Source organism: Cryptosporangium arvum DSM 44712 (assembly GCF_000585375.1).
In the GTDB taxonomy this organism is placed as follows: domain Bacteria; phylum Actinomycetota; class Actinomycetes; order Mycobacteriales; family Cryptosporangiaceae; genus Cryptosporangium; species Cryptosporangium arvum.
In genome coordinates this window covers 1,184,866-1,201,004 of record NZ_KK073874.1, presented here as the reverse complement: position 1 = coordinate 1,201,004, position 16,139 = coordinate 1,184,866, and the positions used below count along the sequence as shown (strand labels likewise).

16 protein-coding genes, 4 tRNA genes and 1 other RNA gene are annotated in these 16,139 nt (G+C 68.4%); 8 read left to right on the top strand and 13 right to left on the bottom strand.

Annotated elements, in window-relative coordinates; genetic code table 11:
• Positions 1–6: 6 nt before the first annotated feature.
• The 6 genes from CRYAR_RS05535 (at position 7) to CRYAR_RS05515 (ending at position 4,865) form a co-directional block, all read left to right on the top strand.
• Complete coding sequence (locus CRYAR_RS05535; RefSeq protein ID WP_051569788.1) at positions 7–780, top strand: DUF7873 family protein; 774 nt, start codon at positions 7–9, stop codon at positions 778–780.
• Between the two features lie 43 nt (positions 781–823).
• Positions 824–968: transfer RNA gene (locus tag CRYAR_RS46795), tRNA-Pro, on the top strand.
• An 81-nt stretch (positions 969–1,049) separates the two neighbouring features.
• Positions 1,050–1,117: transfer RNA gene (locus CRYAR_RS05530), tRNA-OTHER, on the top strand.
• Positions 1,118–1,303: 186 nt separating this feature from the next.
• Positions 1,304–1,813, top strand: coding sequence for a GNAT family N-acetyltransferase (locus CRYAR_RS05525; RefSeq protein ID WP_063725664.1), 510 nt, complete (start codon positions 1,304–1,306; stop codon positions 1,811–1,813).
• A 9-nt stretch (positions 1,814–1,822) separates the two neighbouring features.
• On the top strand, positions 1,823–3,187 hold the full coding sequence (locus CRYAR_RS05520) for an amidohydrolase family protein (protein WP_035848846.1): 1,365 nt from the start codon (positions 1,823–1,825) through the stop codon (positions 3,185–3,187).
• A 100-nt stretch (positions 3,188–3,287) separates the two neighbouring features.
• Positions 3,288–4,865, top strand: coding sequence for a methyl-accepting chemotaxis protein (locus CRYAR_RS05515; RefSeq protein ID WP_084700108.1), 1,578 nt, complete (start codon positions 3,288–3,290; stop codon positions 4,863–4,865).
• 63 nt (positions 4,866–4,928) lie between these two features.
• Here CRYAR_RS05515 and CRYAR_RS05510 read toward each other — a convergent pair.
• The 3 genes from CRYAR_RS05510 to CRYAR_RS05500 form a co-directional block, all read right to left on the bottom strand.
• Positions 4,929–5,001, bottom strand: a tRNA-Ala gene (locus CRYAR_RS05510).
• 73 nt (positions 5,002–5,074) lie between these two features.
• The gene (locus CRYAR_RS05505) at positions 5,075–5,644 is read right to left on the bottom strand and encodes a YqgE/AlgH family protein (protein WP_035848845.1); all 570 of its coding nucleotides are present in this window, start codon (positions 5,642–5,644) and stop codon (positions 5,075–5,077) included.
• Positions 5,645–5,832: 188 nt separating this feature from the next.
• Positions 5,833–6,027: a CsbD family protein gene (locus CRYAR_RS05500; RefSeq protein WP_035848842.1), complete on the bottom strand. Its 195-nt coding sequence runs from the start codon at positions 6,025–6,027 to the stop codon at positions 5,833–5,835.
• A gap of 80 nt (positions 6,028–6,107) precedes the next feature.
• Here CRYAR_RS05500 and CRYAR_RS05495 point away from each other — a divergent pair, with 80 nt between their 5' ends.
• Complete coding sequence (locus CRYAR_RS05495) at positions 6,108–6,908, top strand: S-methyl-5'-thioadenosine phosphorylase (RefSeq protein WP_035848833.1); 801 nt, start codon at positions 6,108–6,110, stop codon at positions 6,906–6,908.
• 4 nt (positions 6,909–6,912) lie between these two features.
• On the opposite strand, the gene CRYAR_RS05490 is transcribed toward CRYAR_RS05495, so the two are convergent.
• Together CRYAR_RS05490 and CRYAR_RS42770 are read right to left on the bottom strand one after the other, a co-directional pair.
• Positions 6,913–6,985: transfer RNA gene (locus CRYAR_RS05490), tRNA-OTHER, on the bottom strand.
• Positions 6,986–7,229: 244 nt separating this feature from the next.
• Positions 7,230–7,736 (bottom strand): MarR family winged helix-turn-helix transcriptional regulator, encoded by a 507-nt coding sequence (locus tag CRYAR_RS42770; protein WP_051569786.1) that lies wholly within the window; start codon positions 7,734–7,736, stop codon positions 7,230–7,232.
• 114 nt (positions 7,737–7,850) lie between these two features.
• On the opposite strand from CRYAR_RS42770, the gene CRYAR_RS05480 reads away from it, so the two are divergent.
• Positions 7,851–8,393 (top strand): pyridoxamine 5'-phosphate oxidase family protein, encoded by a 543-nt coding sequence (locus CRYAR_RS05480; protein WP_063725663.1) that lies wholly within the window; start codon positions 7,851–7,853, stop codon positions 8,391–8,393.
• A gap of 34 nt (positions 8,394–8,427) precedes the next feature.
• On the opposite strand, the gene ssrA is transcribed toward CRYAR_RS05480, so the two are convergent.
• The 8 genes from ssrA to CRYAR_RS05445 form a co-directional block, all read right to left on the bottom strand.
• Positions 8,428–8,799, bottom strand: a transfer-messenger RNA (tmRNA) gene (gene ssrA / locus CRYAR_RS44510).
• A 24-nt stretch (positions 8,800–8,823) separates the two neighbouring features.
• A complete protein-coding gene (gene smpB / locus CRYAR_RS05475; RefSeq protein WP_035848832.1) occupies positions 8,824–9,300 on the bottom strand; it encodes an SsrA-binding protein SmpB in 477 nt (158 codons plus the stop codon).
• 62 nt (positions 9,301–9,362) lie between these two features.
• On the bottom strand, positions 9,363–10,610 hold the full coding sequence (locus CRYAR_RS05470) for a M23 family metallopeptidase (RefSeq protein WP_035848831.1): 1,248 nt from the start codon (positions 10,608–10,610) through the stop codon (positions 9,363–9,365).
• Positions 10,611–10,706: 96 nt separating this feature from the next.
• Positions 10,707–11,588: a permease-like cell division protein FtsX gene (gene ftsX / locus CRYAR_RS05465; protein ID WP_035848828.1), complete on the bottom strand. Its 882-nt coding sequence runs from the start codon at positions 11,586–11,588 to the stop codon at positions 10,707–10,709.
• Between the two features lie 50 nt (positions 11,589–11,638).
• On the bottom strand, positions 11,639–12,319 hold the full coding sequence (gene ftsE, locus CRYAR_RS05460) for a cell division ATP-binding protein FtsE (protein ID WP_035860821.1): 681 nt from the start codon (positions 12,317–12,319) through the stop codon (positions 11,639–11,641).
• 490 nt (positions 12,320–12,809) lie between these two features.
• Positions 12,810–13,823 carry an LPXTG cell wall anchor domain-containing protein gene (locus CRYAR_RS05455; RefSeq protein ID WP_169744999.1) on the bottom strand — a complete coding sequence of 338 codons (1,014 nt, stop codon included), beginning with the start codon at positions 13,821–13,823 and terminating at the stop codon, positions 12,810–12,812.
• Positions 13,824–14,296: 473 nt separating this feature from the next.
• Positions 14,297–15,415 (bottom strand): peptide chain release factor 2, encoded by a 1,119-nt coding sequence (prfB, locus tag CRYAR_RS05450; protein WP_035848823.1) that lies wholly within the window; start codon positions 15,413–15,415, stop codon positions 14,297–14,299.
• Positions 15,416–15,551: 136 nt separating this feature from the next.
• The gene (locus CRYAR_RS05445; RefSeq protein ID WP_035848821.1) at positions 15,552–16,076 is read right to left on the bottom strand and encodes a PadR family transcriptional regulator; all 525 of its coding nucleotides are present in this window, start codon (positions 16,074–16,076) and stop codon (positions 15,552–15,554) included.
• Positions 16,077–16,139: the final 63 nt, after the last annotated feature.

The window sequence follows — 16,139 nt, the reverse complement described above, 5'->3', positions numbered from 1 at the left end:
GGAACCATGACCACCACCGCTCAGGCCCCCGGTCGCACCACGCTGCTCAACCAGATCGTGGCGATCGAGAAGAGCGTCAAGGCTCGCGCCAAGGACGCTCAATCCGCCATCCACCAGCAGATGCAGCGCGGTTCGCTCGACGCGGCCCTCACCGGCCTCATCCGCACGTACCGGCCGATCGACGACGAGGGCGTGCGCCTGCCCGACGAGCGCACCCGCGTCCAGGTTCACGTCGAGGAGCTGCTCGACGAGGCGGCACGCACGCTCTCCCGCCTGTTCGACGTCACGGCCAGTAAGGACGAGACGAACACGCGGGCGCGCGGTGACATCGTCGTCGACGGCGAGACCATCGCGGCGGACGTGCCCGTCACCTTCCTGATGACCGCGGAGAAGGAGCTCGTCGACTGGCGCGGCGTGCTCGCCAAGCTGCCGGTCCTCGACATCGCCGAGGCCTGGACCCGCGACGTCGACGCCGAGGCCTACCGCTCGGAGCCGCGGGAGACCACCCGCACCGCGAAGGTGCCGCGCGTGCAGGTGCTCTACGAGGCCACCGAGAAGCACCCGGCGCAGGTCACGTCCTACAACGAGGACGTCGTCGTCGGCTTCTGGACGACGGTCAAGCTCTCCGGAGCGATCCCCGCCGGCCGCAAGGCGACGCTCCTCGATCGGGTCGACAAGCTCGTCGCGGCGGTGCGCATGGCGCGCGAGCAGGCCAACCTGGCAGCGGTCGTCGACAAGCCGCTCGGCGCCGCCCTCACCGGCTACCTCCTGCGGGAGTAGCCCCCGAACACCCCGCTGGCGCGCGGGGTCACCGGCCCGCAACGGCCGGAGAAGCTGAAGCTGACGATCAAGCTGACCATGAGGTTGAAGCTCTCGCGCCAAACTGAATACCCGCTTCGGACGTCCGGCACGAACGTATGCCGGCTCACTCGCTGAGGTTCCAGGTTCAAATCCTGGTTCCGCCTCCATCCCGGCGGAATAGCTCAACGGCAGAGCGCAGCGATTCAGGCTGACCGGCATCACCCGCTGACGAACGTCGTTTCGAGGCGAAAGTTGTAGCGCAGTGGAAGCGCGCATCCTTTCCAGGATGAGGACGCGGGTTCGAATCCCGCCAACTCCCAGGGCCCGGGGGACGGGTAAAGCCCCCGGGCCCGCCTCTGCCCCCTGGCCGCGTGCGTTCCTGGTGCGCAGCCTGCTCCGTGTCGGCACGTCGACGTTCACGCGTCGACGGACTCCAGGCCCCGGCCAATCTCCGACGGAATTGGACTGCGTGGGACACGAAGCGGCTCGGGAGACTGCGGGCGTGGACGAACTGCGTACCGAGCGGCTGCTGCTCCGCCGCTGGCGGCCGGACGACGAGCCCGCGATGGCCGCGATCAACCGCCATCCCGACGTCGGCCGCTATCTGAACCGCCCCGTCGACGAGGCGTCGGTGGACGCGTTCTACGGCCTGATCGTCGGCCACTGGGAGACGCACGGCTTCGGCGCCTGGGCCGTCGAACACGAGGGCGACTTCGTCGGGTTCGCCGGGCTGGCGTACGTACCGCCGTTCCTGGCCGACGCCGGCCCCGCCCCCGAACTGGGCTGGCGCCTGGACCCGCGGAAGTGGGGTATGGGGCTCGCCACCGAGGCCGCGACCGCCGCCCGGGACGACGCCTTCGCGCGGCTGGAACTGCCCGAGGTCATCTCGATCATCCATCCGCTGAACACCCGCTCGCAGCGGGTGGCGACGAAGCTCGGCCTGACCCTCGACCGGCAGATTCACAATCCCGTGCTCGGCATCTCAACCGACATCTGGCGCGCGCGGGCCTAATCTTCACGGGTGGACGCAGACACGCTCATTCGCAACACCACGATCATCACGATGGACGCCGAGCGGCGCATCGTCACCGACGGCGCGATCGCCTGGTCCGGCGACCGGATCGTGGCCCTCGGGAAGTCCGCCGACGTCGACGTCACCGCGAAGACGACGATCGACGGCCGCCGCTTCCTCGTCACCCCGGGCTTCGTGAACGGCCACGTCCACCTCACCGAAGCGCTGCTCAAAGGCTTCATGCCCGAAGCCCTGCCGTTCGACGAGTCGCTGTTCACCTGGGTGATGCCGCTCTACGAGGCCCACACTCCGGCCGAGCAGCAGGCCGCCGCCCGGCTGGCCGCGCTCAGCATGATGCGCACCGGCACCACCACGTTCCTGGACGCCAGCACGACGGTGGCCCTCGACGAGGTGTTCGAGGCGGTGGAGCCCACCGGCCTGCGCGGTCGGTTCGGCCGCTGGCAGCAGGACCGCGCGTTCGGACCGGACGGTCAGCTCGAGGCGACCGACGCCGCGCTCCGCGCGCTCGAGACCGACCTGGCCCGGTATCCGGGCGGCGATGGTCAGCGCCTCGCGGCCTGGCCGATGCTCGTCGGCCACAACACGAACACCGACGAGCTGTGGCGCGGCGCGAAAGCGCTTGCCGACGCCCAGGGCGCGGGCATCTCGGCGCACCTGAGTCCGGCGCCGAACGACGCCGAGTGGTTCGTCGCGAACACCGGCAGGCGCCCGGTCGAGCACCTCGCGCACCTGGGCGTGCTCGGCCCGAACCTCAACCTCGTGCACATGGTCCACGTCGACGCGGCCGAGCTGGAGCTGCTCGCCGAGTCGGGTACGAACGTGACGCACTGCCCGGCCGCCGCGCTCAAGGGTGGGTACGGGAGCGCCGCGGTGGGCCGGTTCCCGGAGATGGCCGCGGCGGGCGTCAACCTGGCTCTGGGGACTGACGGTTCCGACATCGCCGACATGATGAAGCCGATGAACCTGATGGCCGGCCTGTTCAAGGACGCCCGCCGCGACACGTCGATGTTCCCGGCGACGGCAGCGCTCGAAATGGCCACCGTGAACGGCGCCCGGGCGATGGGGCTGGCCGACTCGATCGGTAGCCTCGCCGTCGGCAAGAAGGCCGACGTGGTCCTGCACGACCTCGACCGGCCCGAGTGGCGGCCGGTGAACAACTACGTTCGCCAGTTGGTCTGGTCGGCGGACGGCCGGGGCGTGCACAGCGTCTGGATCGACGGCCGGCGCGTGGTGGACGACTACGTCTGCACGACCCTCGACGAGGAGAAAGTCCTCGCCGACGCCCAGGCGGCCGCGGACGCGATCATGGGCCGCTCCGGTCTCCCGTACGTCTACGACTGGCCGGTGATCTGACGCTGCGTCGATTCGTCGACGGCCGGGTTGCTTCTTCTCAATAATCCGAGCCTCCCGCCGATTACTGAGCGACCGGTGTAGTCGAACAGAGGCGACCGCGATGAGTTTCCGGCACCGCATCAGTACTCGCTTGATCGTCGGGTTCGCAGCACCGCTGCTGATCCTCGTGATCGTCGGAGCGATCTCCTACCGCAACACCAACGAGCTGGTGTACACCGGCGGCCGGGTCACTCATACCTACCAGGTGCTCGAGGGCCTGGACAACATCATGGACGCGGTGAAGGACGGCGAAACCGGCCAGCGCGGCTACCTGATCACCGGCCAGGACGCCTACCTCGCGCCCTACACCGAGGCGAGCAACAGCGTCGGCGGGCGCATCGACAACGTCGCCACCCTCACCGCCGACAACCCGGTCCAGCAGAAACGCATCACAACGCTCCGGACGCTCGTCGAGGCCAAGTTCGCCGAGCTGAAAGAGACGATCGACCTGCGTCGGAGCAGCGGGTTCGCCGCTGCGCAGCGGGTCGTGCTCGAGAACAAGGGCAAAGCCGTCATGGACCAGATCCGCTCGGTCCTGGACGCGATGAGCTCCGAGGAGGCCGCGCTGCTGAGTGTGCGGGCCGAGACCACCACGGACACCGCGAACCTCTCGCGCACGTCGATCATCGTCTCGATCGTGGTCGCGTTGGCGCTGGTCGTCACGCTGGCCCTGCTGATCAGCCGCAGCATCCTGCGGCCGCTGTCGGCCCTGACCGCGCGGATGGCCGACATCGCGGACGGCGACGGCGACCTGACGAGCCGGGTCGACGAGAACCGGCGCGACGAGTTCGGCCCGCTGGGCAGCGCGTTCAACCGCTTCGCGGAGAAGATCGCGCGCTCGGTTCGCGATATCGACCACGAGGCCACACGCATGGCCGCGGCCGCCGGCTCGGTCGCCGAGGCGGCCTCACGCATCTCCGGAACCGCGGCCCGGACGTCGCAGCAAGCCAACGCGGTCACCGATTCGGCTCGCGAGATGAGCGTGTCCCTGGAGACCGTCGCCGCGGGTTCCGAGGAGATGGGTGCGTCGATCGGCGAGATCTCCGCCAACGCGAGCGACGCCGCCCGCGTCGTCTCCGAGGCGGTGTCGGTCGCGAACTCGGCCAGCGAGACCGTGAACGAACTCGGCACCTCGTCGGCCGAGATCAACAACGTCATCCAGTTGATCACCGCGATCGCCGAGCAGACCAACCTGCTCGCGCTGAACGCGACGATCGAAGCCGCGCGGGCCGGCGAATCGGGCAAGGGCTTCGCCGTGGTCGCCAGCGAGGTGAAAGACCTCGCCCAGGAGACCGCGAAGGCCACCGAGGACATCTCCCGCCGCGTCGAAAGCATCCAGGGCAACGCGACGGCCGCCACCGCGGCGATCAACCGCATGAGCGAGATCGTCGTCCGGGTGAACGACTACCAGACCACGATCGCCGCCGCGGTCGAGGAGCAGACCGCCACCACGAGCGAAATGTCCCGCGGCGTCACGATGGCGTCCGGCAGCACGCGTGAAATCACCGACAACCTCAGCGGCGTGGCCGCAGCCGCGGTCGAGACGACCCAGGCGCTGGACGGCGCGTTGCACTCGATCAACGAGCTCAACGAGATGAGCGCCGGCCTGAAACGCATCGTCGGCCAGTTCAAATACTGACCCGAGCAGCGGTAACACAAAAGCCAGGCCGGCGGGCCTGGCTTTTGTGTTACTCGATTGGGGTGGAGCTGAGGGGACTCGAACCCCTGACCCCCACACTGCCAGTGTGGTGCGCTACCAGCTGCGCCACAGCCCCGTCCGGCCCGTTCCGGACCGACTGCTGAATAGTACACAACCAGCGGACGACGGCCGAACCGGCCCACCCGAGGTCAGTTCAGCTGGGGATCGGCCGGGTAGAGCGCCAGCGCGGCCAGCATGCCGCCCTGGCGGCGCAGCACCATCGACCAGAGGTCTTCGGGCTGCGGCATGAACGCGTCGCCCGGGAGGGCGTCCAGAACGAGCCAGGCGCCCTGCTCGATCTCCGACTCCAGCTGGTCGGCGTCCCAGCCGGCGTACCCGGCGAACACCCGGAGGCGGTCCAGCGAACCGTTGAACGCGTCGGGGCTGGCCGACAGGTCGACGGTACCGACGACGCCCTCCACGCGGCTGAAGCCGTCGGGTGAGGTTCCCGGGCGGACGCGCGCCAGGCAGATCGCCGCCTCGGGCTGCACCGGGCCGCCCTCGAACACCACCTGGGGCTGCGCGGCGAAGTCCTGCCACCCGTCGAGCACGTCTTCGACCTGAACCTCGGTGGCGCGGTTGAGAACCACGCCGAGCGCACCGCTGGGTTCGTGCGCGATGAGCAGCACGACCGAGCGCTCGAAGTTCGGATCCTTCAACGAAGGTGAGGCGACCAAGAGGCGCCCAGTCAGGTCTTCCGCCGGCATGCCGGTGATCATGCCGAACCACCCCCGCCATCGTTCGCGCTGTCGCCCACGAGCGCTCGACGGAGCATGTCATTTTGTCAGCCGACACGCGAGCGCCTCGTCACACACGTGACCACTGCTCACCGCGACGGGCAACCCGAAACGCCGGGTCCGGACAGCAAAACGCCGGTCCCCCGAGAGGGACCGGCGACGCTATGTGACTACTTCTTGAAGGCGTCCTTGACGCTGTGAGCCGCGTCCTTGATGTGCTCACCGGCCTGCTTGATGCGGGACTCCGACTTGTCCGCAGCGCCCTCGGCCTGCAGACTCTCATTGCCGGTAGCGCCGCCCCAGCGCTCCTTGGCCTCGCCCTTCAACTCCTGGGTCTTGTTCTCGGCCTTGTCGTCGAAGCTCATTCCGGACTCCCTTCCGATGACTGTTGGTTAGGTACCCCACCGTTGGAGCCCTAACCCTCCGGGGACGTAAGGTCGGCCACATGACGACTGCGCGGCCGGACGTCGCCGTGATCGGAGGCTCTGGCCTCTACGCACTGCTGGACGACGTCGACGAAGTGACGCTGGACACGCCTTACGGCGCACCGAGCGATCCGATCACGATCGGCACCGTCGAGGGACGAAGCGTTGCTTTCCTCCCCCGGCACGGACGGGACCACCGGTATCCCCCGCACCTGATCCCGTACCGCGCCAACATCTGGGCACTGCGCTCACTCGGGGTGCGCCAGATCCTGGCCCCGTGCGCGGTCGGTGGCCTCCGCCCCGAACTCGGCCCGGGCACGTTCGTCGTCCCCGACCAGCTCGTCGACCGCACGTCCGGGCGCGTCCAGACGTTCCATGACGTCGGCGCCGTGCACGTGTCGTTCGCCGACCCCTACTGCCCCACCGGCCGCACGACCGTGCTCACCGAGAGCACCGAGGTCAGCCCGGTGGACGGCGGCACGATGGTGGTCGTCGAAGGGCCGCGGTTCTCGACCCGCGCGGAGTCCCGCTGGTTCAGCGCGCAGGGCTGGTCGGTCGTCAACATGACCGGGCACCCGGAAGCGGTCCTGGCCCGCGAGCTGGCCGTCTGCTACACGGCGGTGGCCTTGGTGACCGATCTGGACGCCGGGGTGGAGACCGGCGAGGAGGTCACGCAGGAAGAGGTGTTCCGGGTGTTCGCCGAGAACACCGACCGGATGCGCGCGCTGGTGCTCCGCGCCGCCGCCGCGCTGCCCGAGGAGCGCGACTGCGCCTGCTCGCACGCGCTCGACGGCATCAAGCTCGCGTTCGACCTGCCGTAGGGCGACTCGCTGGCCGGAGTCGAACCGGCGTCTCCCCAGAGATACTCCAAGGGCTCTGTCCACTGAGCTACAGCGAGTGGTCCGATCAGTGTGGCGCATCCGCCGCGTTCCGGGGGTGCTCTGCGTTCAACTGGCATCGCGCCGCGGCCCGAGCCGCCGTGCACGGCCACGGGCGCAGACACCACCCGCAGGCCGCCCCGTCACCGGCGTCCACCCGGACGTGCAGCGACTGCCGCGCCCAGCCCGCACTGCTCCGCACCGCCATGCCCGACCCCCGAGAGGCTCCCGACGACGCGTTCTTTATAGCCACCCCCACCGACATCAGCGCGGCTGCGTCGGGATTTCCGTCTCTTCCGGACGGACGGCGGGCGGACGGGCGGTCTCGAAGTCGGTGATGAAACGGCTGAGCAGCTCCACCAGCTCGTGCACGTCCTCGGCCGGCCAGTGCTGGAGCACCGCGGCGAGGTGCTCGTCGCGCCGGCGCCGCAGGGTGGCCATCGTCTCGTGGCCGGCTTCCGTCGGCACCAGCACGCAGGCCCGCCCGTCGGCCGGATCGGGTTGGCGTTCGACCAGGCCGCGGTCGACCAGCTGAGCGATCTGGCGACTCACCGTCGACGGGTCGGCGTGCACTGCTTCGGCTAGTGCACCGGCCCGCTGCGGACGCTCCGCGAGCGGGAAGAGCAGCCCGTAGGCGGCGCTCGCGGCCTGCTGTGCCTTGTAGCGCACCATGGCCCGGCCGAAGCGGGCGAGCTGGCGGCCCAGCTCGGTGACGGTGTCGTCAGGGGTGGCGGGCGCCTGCTCCGGGGCGATGGCGCTCGAGTCAGCCATGGGGAATGCGTCTCCTCGACCAAAAAGCTTGCTTGGTACAACTGTAGTGGTGTAGACGGGCGTCTGCCATCAGCTCGGAACGGTTCGGAAACCCGGTTTTCGTAGGCTGTCGCCGTGGAGGACCCGATGCGCCTGGCGCGCGAGTGGTTGGCGAGCTACGACAAGCCCCCGATGACGCTGTCCACATTCGGCCCCGACGGCTATCCGGACGCGCGAACCGTGCTGCTCAGCGGCGTCGACGGCGGCAGTGTGCAGTTCCACACCGACGCTCGCTCGCGGAAGGCCGCCCAGCTGGCGGCGGATCCCCGCGCCTCGGCGGTGGTGCTCCTGAACGGGCGGCAGATCGTTCTGGTCGGTGACGTCGAGCCGCTGGACGCCCCGCACGGGGCGTACGGTCTCCGGACCCGCTACCTCCAGGTTCTCGCCTGGGTGAACACCGACGAGCTCGCCGCGCGGCCGCCGGACGTCCGCCGAGAAGCATGGAAGCGGTTCGAGGAGGAGCACCCGGACGCGCTCGAGCCGCCGCCCACCTGGGCCGGGTACCGGTTGCGGCCGCGCCGGATGACGTTCTGGACGGCCGACGACGCCGGTCCGAGCACACGCGTCGAGTACGTCCGGCACGGCGCCGGGTGGACCGCGCGGGCGCTCGCGGGATGACAAAAGCCCCGGCCATGGGGCCGGGGCTTCGTCAGCGTGGAGGTGGCGGGAATCGAACCCGCGTCCACCGTCGCCTCAACAGGTCTTCTCCGGGCGCAGTTCGCTATGCCTCTACTTGGCCCCATCGGTCACGCGAACAAGCCGATGTGACGAGCCCAGCCACTGTGAGATTTCCTAGCTCGTCCCGATAGCCGGACTAGCTAGTGAGCCCTCTTGCTGATGCCAGGGTCCGGGCCGAAGGCACTCCCGGTCTGACAGCGTTGCTCTAGCTTAGGCAGCGAGAGCGAACGCGCGCTGATCAGAGTCGGCGCTTAATTGGTTGCAACGCATGGTTTACGAGATCATCGTTGCCTTCCTCGGCCCGCTTCTCCTGTCTCAACGTCCGGTGTCGAGACCAATCACCCCCTGGTCGGTGTGTTGCACTATCAGTCTAGCGCCGTCCCTTGAGGTTGCGCCCGTAGGCCTTCGCGATCTCCCGATCGGCATCCCGCTTGGCCATGTCCTGCCGCTTGTCCCAGGCTTTCTTGCCCCGCGCCAGCGCCAGCTCGACCTTGGCCCGCCCGTCGGAGAAGTAGAGCGAGAGCGGGACGAGCGTCAGCCCGCCCTCCTTGATCTTGCCGATCAGCTTCTCGATCTCCGCCCGGTGCAACAGCAGCTTCCGGACGCGACGCGGCGCGTGGTTGGTCCACGTCCCGGCCACGTACTCCGGGATGTGGACGCCGTGCAGGTAGACCTCGCCGTCGTCGACGAGGGCGAACCCGTCGACCAGCGAGGCCCGACCGGCACGCAGCGACTTGACCTCGGTGCCGGTCAGCACGATGCCGGCCTCCCAGGTGTCGAGCACGGCGTAGTCGTGCCGAGCCTTGCGGTTGGACGCGATGACCTTGCGTCCGGTTTCCCGCGGCATCGACCCTCCTGCCTATTGATGATTGAACATCAATCCTACGGCGGCGGCCGACACAATATTCCTCAGAGGTACCCGAGCGGGTTCACCGGATTTCCGTCGATCCGCACTTCGAAGTGCAGGTGGTTACCGGTCGACGCACCGGTCGTGCCGACCAGCCCGATCGTCTCCCCCCGACTCACCTGCTCTCCGGCCCAGACCAGGATCTTGGACTGGTGGCCGTAGCAGGTCGACAGGTTCCCGCCGTGGTAGATGCAGGTGTAGTTGCCGTAGCCGCCGTTCCACCCGGCCCGCACGACCACACCGTCGGCCGCGGCCCGGATCGACGCACCGGCCGGAGCCGCGAAGTCGGTGCCGGCGTGCAGCTGCGCCCGGCGGTAGTACGGGTCGAACCGCCAGCCGAAGTCGCTGGACTTCCAGCCGGACACCGGCATCGAGAGCTGCCCGGGACGGGACAGCATGCGCGGCCGGGAACCGCGGGTCCGGGCGGTGCCGCCACGCACCTGCCGGGCGGCCTCGCGCAGCGCCTGCCCGATCCGGTACGACTCCGCGCGCGCCTCGTTGTACCGGGCCACGCTGGCCTGCCGCTCCTGCCCGGCGACGTGGACGGCGTTGCGGCGCTGGGCCAGCAGGCTCTCCATCTCGGCCTGGGCGGTGAGCGCTGCGCTCTGCTCGGCACGGGCTTCGCCGAGCGCGTGGCGCGCTGTGGCCCGCGCGACGTCCGCCCGCCGCTTCTGCTCGGCGACGGTCGCGCGCTCTTCGGCGAGGTCCTGGCGCCGCCGCTCCACCGCGTCGACGGCTCGGCTCTGCCCGCCGACCAGGCGCTCGGCGTAGTTGAGCCGGTCGAGGAGGTCGCCGGGCCCGCCGCCGGCGCCGAGCGCCGACAGCACCATGTAGGAGCGGCCCTGATAGGTCGATCGCACGTAGGTGCCGAGTTGCTCGCGCGCTGCCTCCACGGCCGCCTGCGCGGCGTCGAAATGCGCTTGGGCGACGCGCAGCGCACGGTCGGCGCGAGCCGACGCCCGTTCCGCGGAGGCGGCACGGACCTGGGCGGCAGCGACCCGGCCTTGAGCCACGGCCACTCGGTTCTGCACCCCGGGCAGCCGCTGCGTGGTCTCGACGAAGGCCTGGGTGGCCGCCCGGGCCCGATCGGTCGCGGTCTCCATGATCGCGGCGGCCCGCTCCATCGCACGCCGGGCCTCGGCGGGCGACGGTCCGTTCCGGGCATGGGCGCCCGCCGATTCGACCAGGAGCGCACCCGACAGCGCGAGCACCAGACAGACCGCGAATACGCGGCCACGTTCTACCCGCATCCCCACCCCCGCGCCACTGCTGACGACGGGGGTTACGGTACGACTAGTCCGATTAGTTCACAAAAGTCACGGAGCTACCGGCGCGTCACGCGGACGTCAGACCTTGACGTAGAAGCGCAGTGTGGTCCATCCCGTGACACCGGCCGTGAGCACCGCGACCAGGGCGAGGATCGGCGCGGTGACCGCGATCTCGCTCCACCCGATCGACGGCACGACGCTGTTCTGGCCCAGCGCCTTCAACGCGTCGTCGATGACGATGACCTTGGCGATGGCCAGGCCGGCCGAGGCCAGGAGCGCGCCGATCAGGCCGGCGACGGCGGCCTCCAGGATGAACGGCAACCGCACGTACCAGTTCGACGCACCGACGAGCTTCATGATGCTGACCTCGCGCCGACGGCTGTAGGCAGCGACCTGGATCGTGTTCCCGATCAGCAGGATCGCGGCCGCGCCGGAGACCAGCGAGACGACGAGCGAAAGGTTCTTGACCGCGTCGATCGCGTCGAACAGGCGACCGACGAGCTCCTGTTGCGTCGACACGACGTCGACACCGGCCTCGTTCTTGTACTTCGCGTCGATCGCGTTGGCCTGGGACGGGTTCTCCAGCTTGATGCGGAAGGACTCCGGCAGCGACTCGGGCTTCGTGTTCTCCACCAGGTCGGGCGACTCGGCGAACAGCTCCTTGAAGCGCTCGTACGCCTCCTGCTTGCTCTCGTACGTGACCGACTTGATCGCCGAGTCGCTCTCCAGCTTCTGCTGCAGGGCATCCTTCTGCTCGGGCGTGACCGCGGTCTCCAGGAAGATCGTGACCTCCACCTGGGCGTACAGCAGGTCCTTGGTCTTGTTGACCTGGGTGTACAGCAAGCCTCCCGCACCGAGCAGCGCCAGCGAGATCGCCGTGGTGAGGATCAGAGCAACCGTCATCGTGACGTTGCGCCACAGGCCGGTCGCAGCTTCGGTCAGGACGAACTTGGCACGCATGAATTCCTCAGAAGGATGGAATGGGAGCTAGCGGTCGGTGCCGGTCGTGCTCATCCGTAGACGCCGCGAGCCTGGTCACGAATGATCCGGCCGCGGTCGAGCTCCACCACGCGGCGGCGCATCTGGTTCACGATGTTCGAGTCGTGCGTGGCCATGACGACCGTAGTGCCGGTGCGGTTGATCCGGTCCAGCAGCCGCATGATCTCGATCGACGTGTCGGGGTCGAGGTTTCCGGTGGGCTCGTCGGCCAGCAGCACCAGCGGCCGGTTGACGAACGCGCGCGCCACCGCGACGCGCTGCTGCTCACCACCGGAGAGCTCGTGCGGGTACCGGTTCTCCTTGCCCTCCAGGCCGACCAGGCTCAGCACCTCGGGCACGACCCGGCGGATGACCGAGCGGGTCTTCCCGATGACCTCGAGCGCGAACGCGACGTTCTCCGCCGCGGTCTTGTTCGGGAGCAGCCGGAAGTCCTGGAACACGCAGCCGACGCTGCGCCGCAGCTGCGGGACCTTCCACGGGCGGATCGACGCGACGTCCTTCCCCGCGACCAGGACCTTGCCGGTCGTCGGCGTGTCCTCCTTGAGGAGCAGCCGGATGAACGTGGACTTCCCCGAACCCGACGGCCCGATGAAGAACACGAACTCGCCCTTCTCGACGTTGACGTTCACGTCGTCGAGGGCGGGGCGACGCGACTTCGGGTACGTCTTGGTCACGCGGTCGAGGGTGATCACGGTGGCCGAGTTTAGCCACACCGCCCGGGCCCTCAGGCCGGGCTACACAGCTCTCCTACGGTCTTGTTCAGAGTTGTGCGCCGGACACGGCCGGATCGGCGGTCCGGACCTCACATTCTCGTGTCCGGAAGCCGCGAGTTCTTCCTGGGGCCGCTGGGACGCCGGGGGTCCGCCGACCGCCCGGATGTCACTCTGCGCGGCGGCTCACTCTGCGCAAGGACCACACGTTGCCAATGCTCTGTCATCGAGAGCGCAACCCCGAGTACCCGAGGCCCGGATCGGACCCGCCGTTCCGACCTCGGAATTGCGGATCCGGCCGGTTCAACCGGCCGCGAATTCTTAATGCGGCGATAAGAATTGGCTAGAGGTGCGAATAGGTTCGACTGCTAGTAGCAGATCCACGCAAGCAGTTGGCCCGGCCGCAACTAGGCGGCCGGGCCAACTGTTTCTTGCGCTATCGGGTCGTGCTATTCGCTAGCGAGCCTCGACGTCAGGCGCGCTTCTTGCGGCGGGTGAAGACGACCATGCCGACACCCAGACCCAGGACCAGCACGGCGGCGGCGATGAGACCACCCAGGCTGGCACCGGTCACGGGCAGGCTGTCCTCTTCGGCGGCCGGCGACGGCGCGGCCTCGTTGTCGTCCCCACCGGAGGCGACCTCACTGGCGCTGGCGCTCGGGCTGGCCTCGGGAGACGTGGTCTCCTCGGCGTTGTTGTCCTCGTCCTCGCACTTGGTGACGTCGAGGCTCTTCTGGGCCAGCTTCTTGTCGCGGTTCACGACGGCGACGGTGATCTTCGAGAAGTCGAGCTCGCCGTCCTCGGACACCTTGGCCACCGAGCCGGCGTCCTCCTTGTCGAGGTCCTCGGGCAGCGTCAGCGTGTCGCCGGCGTCGACCTTGAACTCCTCGGTCAGCGGACGGTTGTCGTCCAGCTTGATGAAGACCTTGAAGCGCACCGGCCGGTCGGTCGGGTTGGTGAGCTCGATCGAGAAGGCCTCGCAGCTCAGAACGATCGCGGCCGAAACCTCGTCCTCGCTGGGCTTGTGGGTCGGCTTGGGCGACTCGCCCTTGACCGGGGGCAGCGGCACGTCGACGAACTCGTCGTGCTCGACCTTCTTGCCGTCCTTGCGCCACTCACCGTGGACGTGGATCTTGGCGACGTCGCGGCCCTGGGCGTCCTTGATGCCCTTGCTGCCCTTGGGCAGGAACTGCTTGCCCTCGATCGTCTCGCCGGCCTCGATCTCGTCGTCGAGTTCCAGCTTGCTGTCCTCGGGCCAGACGACCGCCGTGATCTTCTCGTCGGTCTCCTTGTCCTGGTTCGTCACCGACCATTCGACGACGTACCGACCGTCGACGAACTCAGCGGTGCCCTTGACCAGGTTCTCGGACTTCTCAGCTGCGTTCGCCGGGGCGGCGGACAGCGACATCGCACCCATGGTCACCAGACCGGTCACCATCGTCGCGGCAAGGCCACGGCGGAGCGCACCGCGTAAGCCTCGGGCCATCTCAAGCACTTCCATTCCCTCGGTGGACATCAAAAGAACATCTGGGAACGACAAAGGACACGCCGCAGACAGGATCAGCGCATACGCCGACCCATAACGCCGTGCCCCCTAGTAGCCGCGATTCCCAGGTACTGCTGGTCTCGCTGCTGGTGCCAGACCATACGTTAACAATGAGATGTCACGCCATAGCTATGAGAATGTTGTGCGCGGGATTTAAGAGGCGGGATGGCCCGATGGTTAAGGTGAGTACGACAACCATTAGGTGCACCCAAGCAACCTTGTTACACGCACCGTTATTCTCCGGAGCGCGGCGTGACCGCTGGTCGCACGGGTCGGCGCAGGTCGTGGGTCGACCGGCCCGTTACTGAGCGCACAGACGCGAGCAGCGGTGACTGACGGGAACAGGTCTAAGACAACCTGGACGGAGACGCGGAAAGGTTGACCGCCGGTTAACCGATCGGAGGATCGGTTCGTCAGGCTGAGACGTCCGCGTCCTGCTGCCGGCGCCAGCGAATGCCCGCCTCGATGAACCCGTCGATGTCGCCGTCGAACACGGCCTGGGGGTTACCGGCCTCGTACTGCGTGCGCAGGTCCTTGACCATCTGGTAGGGGTGGACGACGTAGGAGCGCATCTGGTTGCCCCAGGAATTGCCACCGTCGCCGCGCAGGGCGTCCATCTCGGCTTTCTGTTCCTGACGACGACGCTCGAGCAGCCGCGCCTGCAGCACCCGCATCGCGGCCGCCCGGTTCTGGATCTGCGACTTCTCGTTCTGGCAGGACACCACGATGCCGCTGGGCAGGTGCGTGATGCGCACGGCCGAGTCGGTGGTGTTGACGCTCTGACCACCGGGGCCCGACGAGCGGAAGACGTCGATCCGCAGATCGTTCTCCGGGATCTCGACGTGATCGGTCGTCTCGACGACCGGCAGCACCTCGACGCCGGCGAACGACGTCTGGCGGCGGCCCTGGTTGTCGTACGGACTGATGCGGACGAGACGGTGCGTGCCCTGCTCGACCGAGAGCGTGCCGTAGGCGTACGGCGCCCGGACGGTGAACGTCGCCGACTTGATGCCGGCCTCTTCCGCGTACGAGGTGTCGTAGACCTCGGTGCTGTAGTGGTGCCGCTCGGCCCAGCGCAGGTACATCCGCAGCAGCATCTCGGCGAAGTCGGCCGCGTCGACACCGCCGGCCTCGGCGCGGATCGTCACGAGCGCCTCGCGCGGGTCGTAATCGCCGGAGAGGAGCGTGCGGACCTCGAGCTCCTCGACCGTCTTCTTGAGGGACTCCACCTCGGTGGCGACCTCTTCGACCGAACCGGAGTCGCCCTCGTCCTCGGCCATCTCGAGCAGCAGACGCGCGTCGTCGAGACGCTGGCGCAGGCTACCCACCCGGTTGAGCTCGCCCTGGACGAAGCTCAGCCGGGACGTGACCTGCTGGGCACGCTCCTGGTCGTCCCAGAGACCGGGCTCAGCGGCCGCCTCGTTCAGCTCGGCCAACTCCCGCCGGAGCTTGTCGAGGTCGAGCACGGCTTCGACCGAGGTCATCGTCGAGTCGAGAGCCTTGAGCTCTTCATGAAGGTCGAGGGCAGCCACAGCGAACCAGCCTACGCGGTCCGGGGCCCTGCCCGCTTCACCGCAGGCTGTCCTGTGGGTTCAGGAGTTCGAAAGTTTTCGTTCCCGGCCGAGCGTGATGCCACCCGGTAGTCACGCGCGGCCGGGAACGGCCGGATCAACTCCCGGAGCCACCGGGAGCGGTGTCGAGCCACTTCAGGATCGACCGCTGGTACTGGATCGCGAATTCCAGCGTCGCGGCCTGGAACGCGTCATCGCGCTTCTTGATCTCCTTGAGCTCCTCGCGGAGCTCGGCCAGGCGCGCGGTGTGTTCTTCCCGGCGCTCCGCGTACAGCTCCTGGAGCTGCTGCGGCTTGTGCAGGGACCCGAACGCCGCCCGCAGCATCAGCGGGTTGCGCAACTGATCGCGCCCCGCGTCCTCGCTCAGCCACTTCGCGAACACCCGCTTACCGGACGCGGTGATCGCATAGGGCTGGGAGGAGCGGGGGCCGGGTCTTCCGAGCCGAACGAACCCTCTCTCGGCCAGCACCGGCAGTTCGCGGTATACCTGGCTCCGAGTAGTGGTCCAGAACGGACCCAATCTGTTCTCCGCAGTGGCCATGAGCTGGCCACCTGTCATCGGACCTTCGTGGAGCAGCCCGAGTAGGGCTGCCGCCGTCGCATTGAGACCTTTCTCCGCCATGTTAGCCACGGTGACACGATTCGGGCGGTCGCGCCATACGCCACGCCTTCCAAAGTGGAACCC

What these genes read in the sequence shown, in the direction of transcription:
- CRYAR_RS05500 (WP_035848842.1), bottom strand. Translation starts at nt 6,027, where the DNA reads ATGAGCTTCGACGACAAGGCCGAGAACAAGACCCAGGAGTTGAAGGGC.
- CRYAR_RS05455 (WP_169744999.1), bottom strand. Translation starts at nt 13,823, where the DNA reads ATGGCCCGAGGCTTACGCGGTGCGCTCCGCCGTGGCCTTGCCGCGACG.
- ftsX (WP_035848828.1), bottom strand. Translation starts at nt 11,588, where the DNA reads ATGCGTGCCAAGTTCGTCCTGACCGAAGCTGCGACCGGCCTGTGGCGC.
- CRYAR_RS05515 (WP_084700108.1), top strand. Translation starts at nt 3,288, where the DNA reads ATGAGTTTCCGGCACCGCATCAGTACTCGCTTGATCGTCGGGTTCGCA.
- CRYAR_RS05445 (WP_035848821.1), bottom strand. Translation starts at nt 16,076, where the DNA reads ATGGCGGAGAAAGGTCTCAATGCGACGGCGGCAGCCCTACTCGGGCTG.
- CRYAR_RS05505 (WP_035848845.1), bottom strand. Translation starts at nt 5,644, where the DNA reads ATGATCACCGGCATGCCGGCGGAAGACCTGACTGGGCGCCTCTTGGTC.
- CRYAR_RS05535 (WP_051569788.1), top strand. Translation starts at nt 7, where the DNA reads ATGACCACCACCGCTCAGGCCCCCGGTCGCACCACGCTGCTCAACCAG.
- CRYAR_RS42770 (WP_051569786.1), bottom strand. Translation starts at nt 7,736, where the DNA reads ATGGCTGACTCGAGCGCCATCGCCCCGGAGCAGGCGCCCGCCACCCCT.
- CRYAR_RS05470 (WP_035848831.1), bottom strand. Translation starts at nt 10,610, where the DNA reads ATGCGGGTAGAACGTGGCCGCGTATTCGCGGTCTGTCTGGTGCTCGCG.
- CRYAR_RS05495 (WP_035848833.1), top strand. Translation starts at nt 6,108, where the DNA reads ATGACGACTGCGCGGCCGGACGTCGCCGTGATCGGAGGCTCTGGCCTC.
- smpB (WP_035848832.1), bottom strand. Translation starts at nt 9,300, where the DNA reads ATGCCGCGGGAAACCGGACGCAAGGTCATCGCGTCCAACCGCAAGGCT.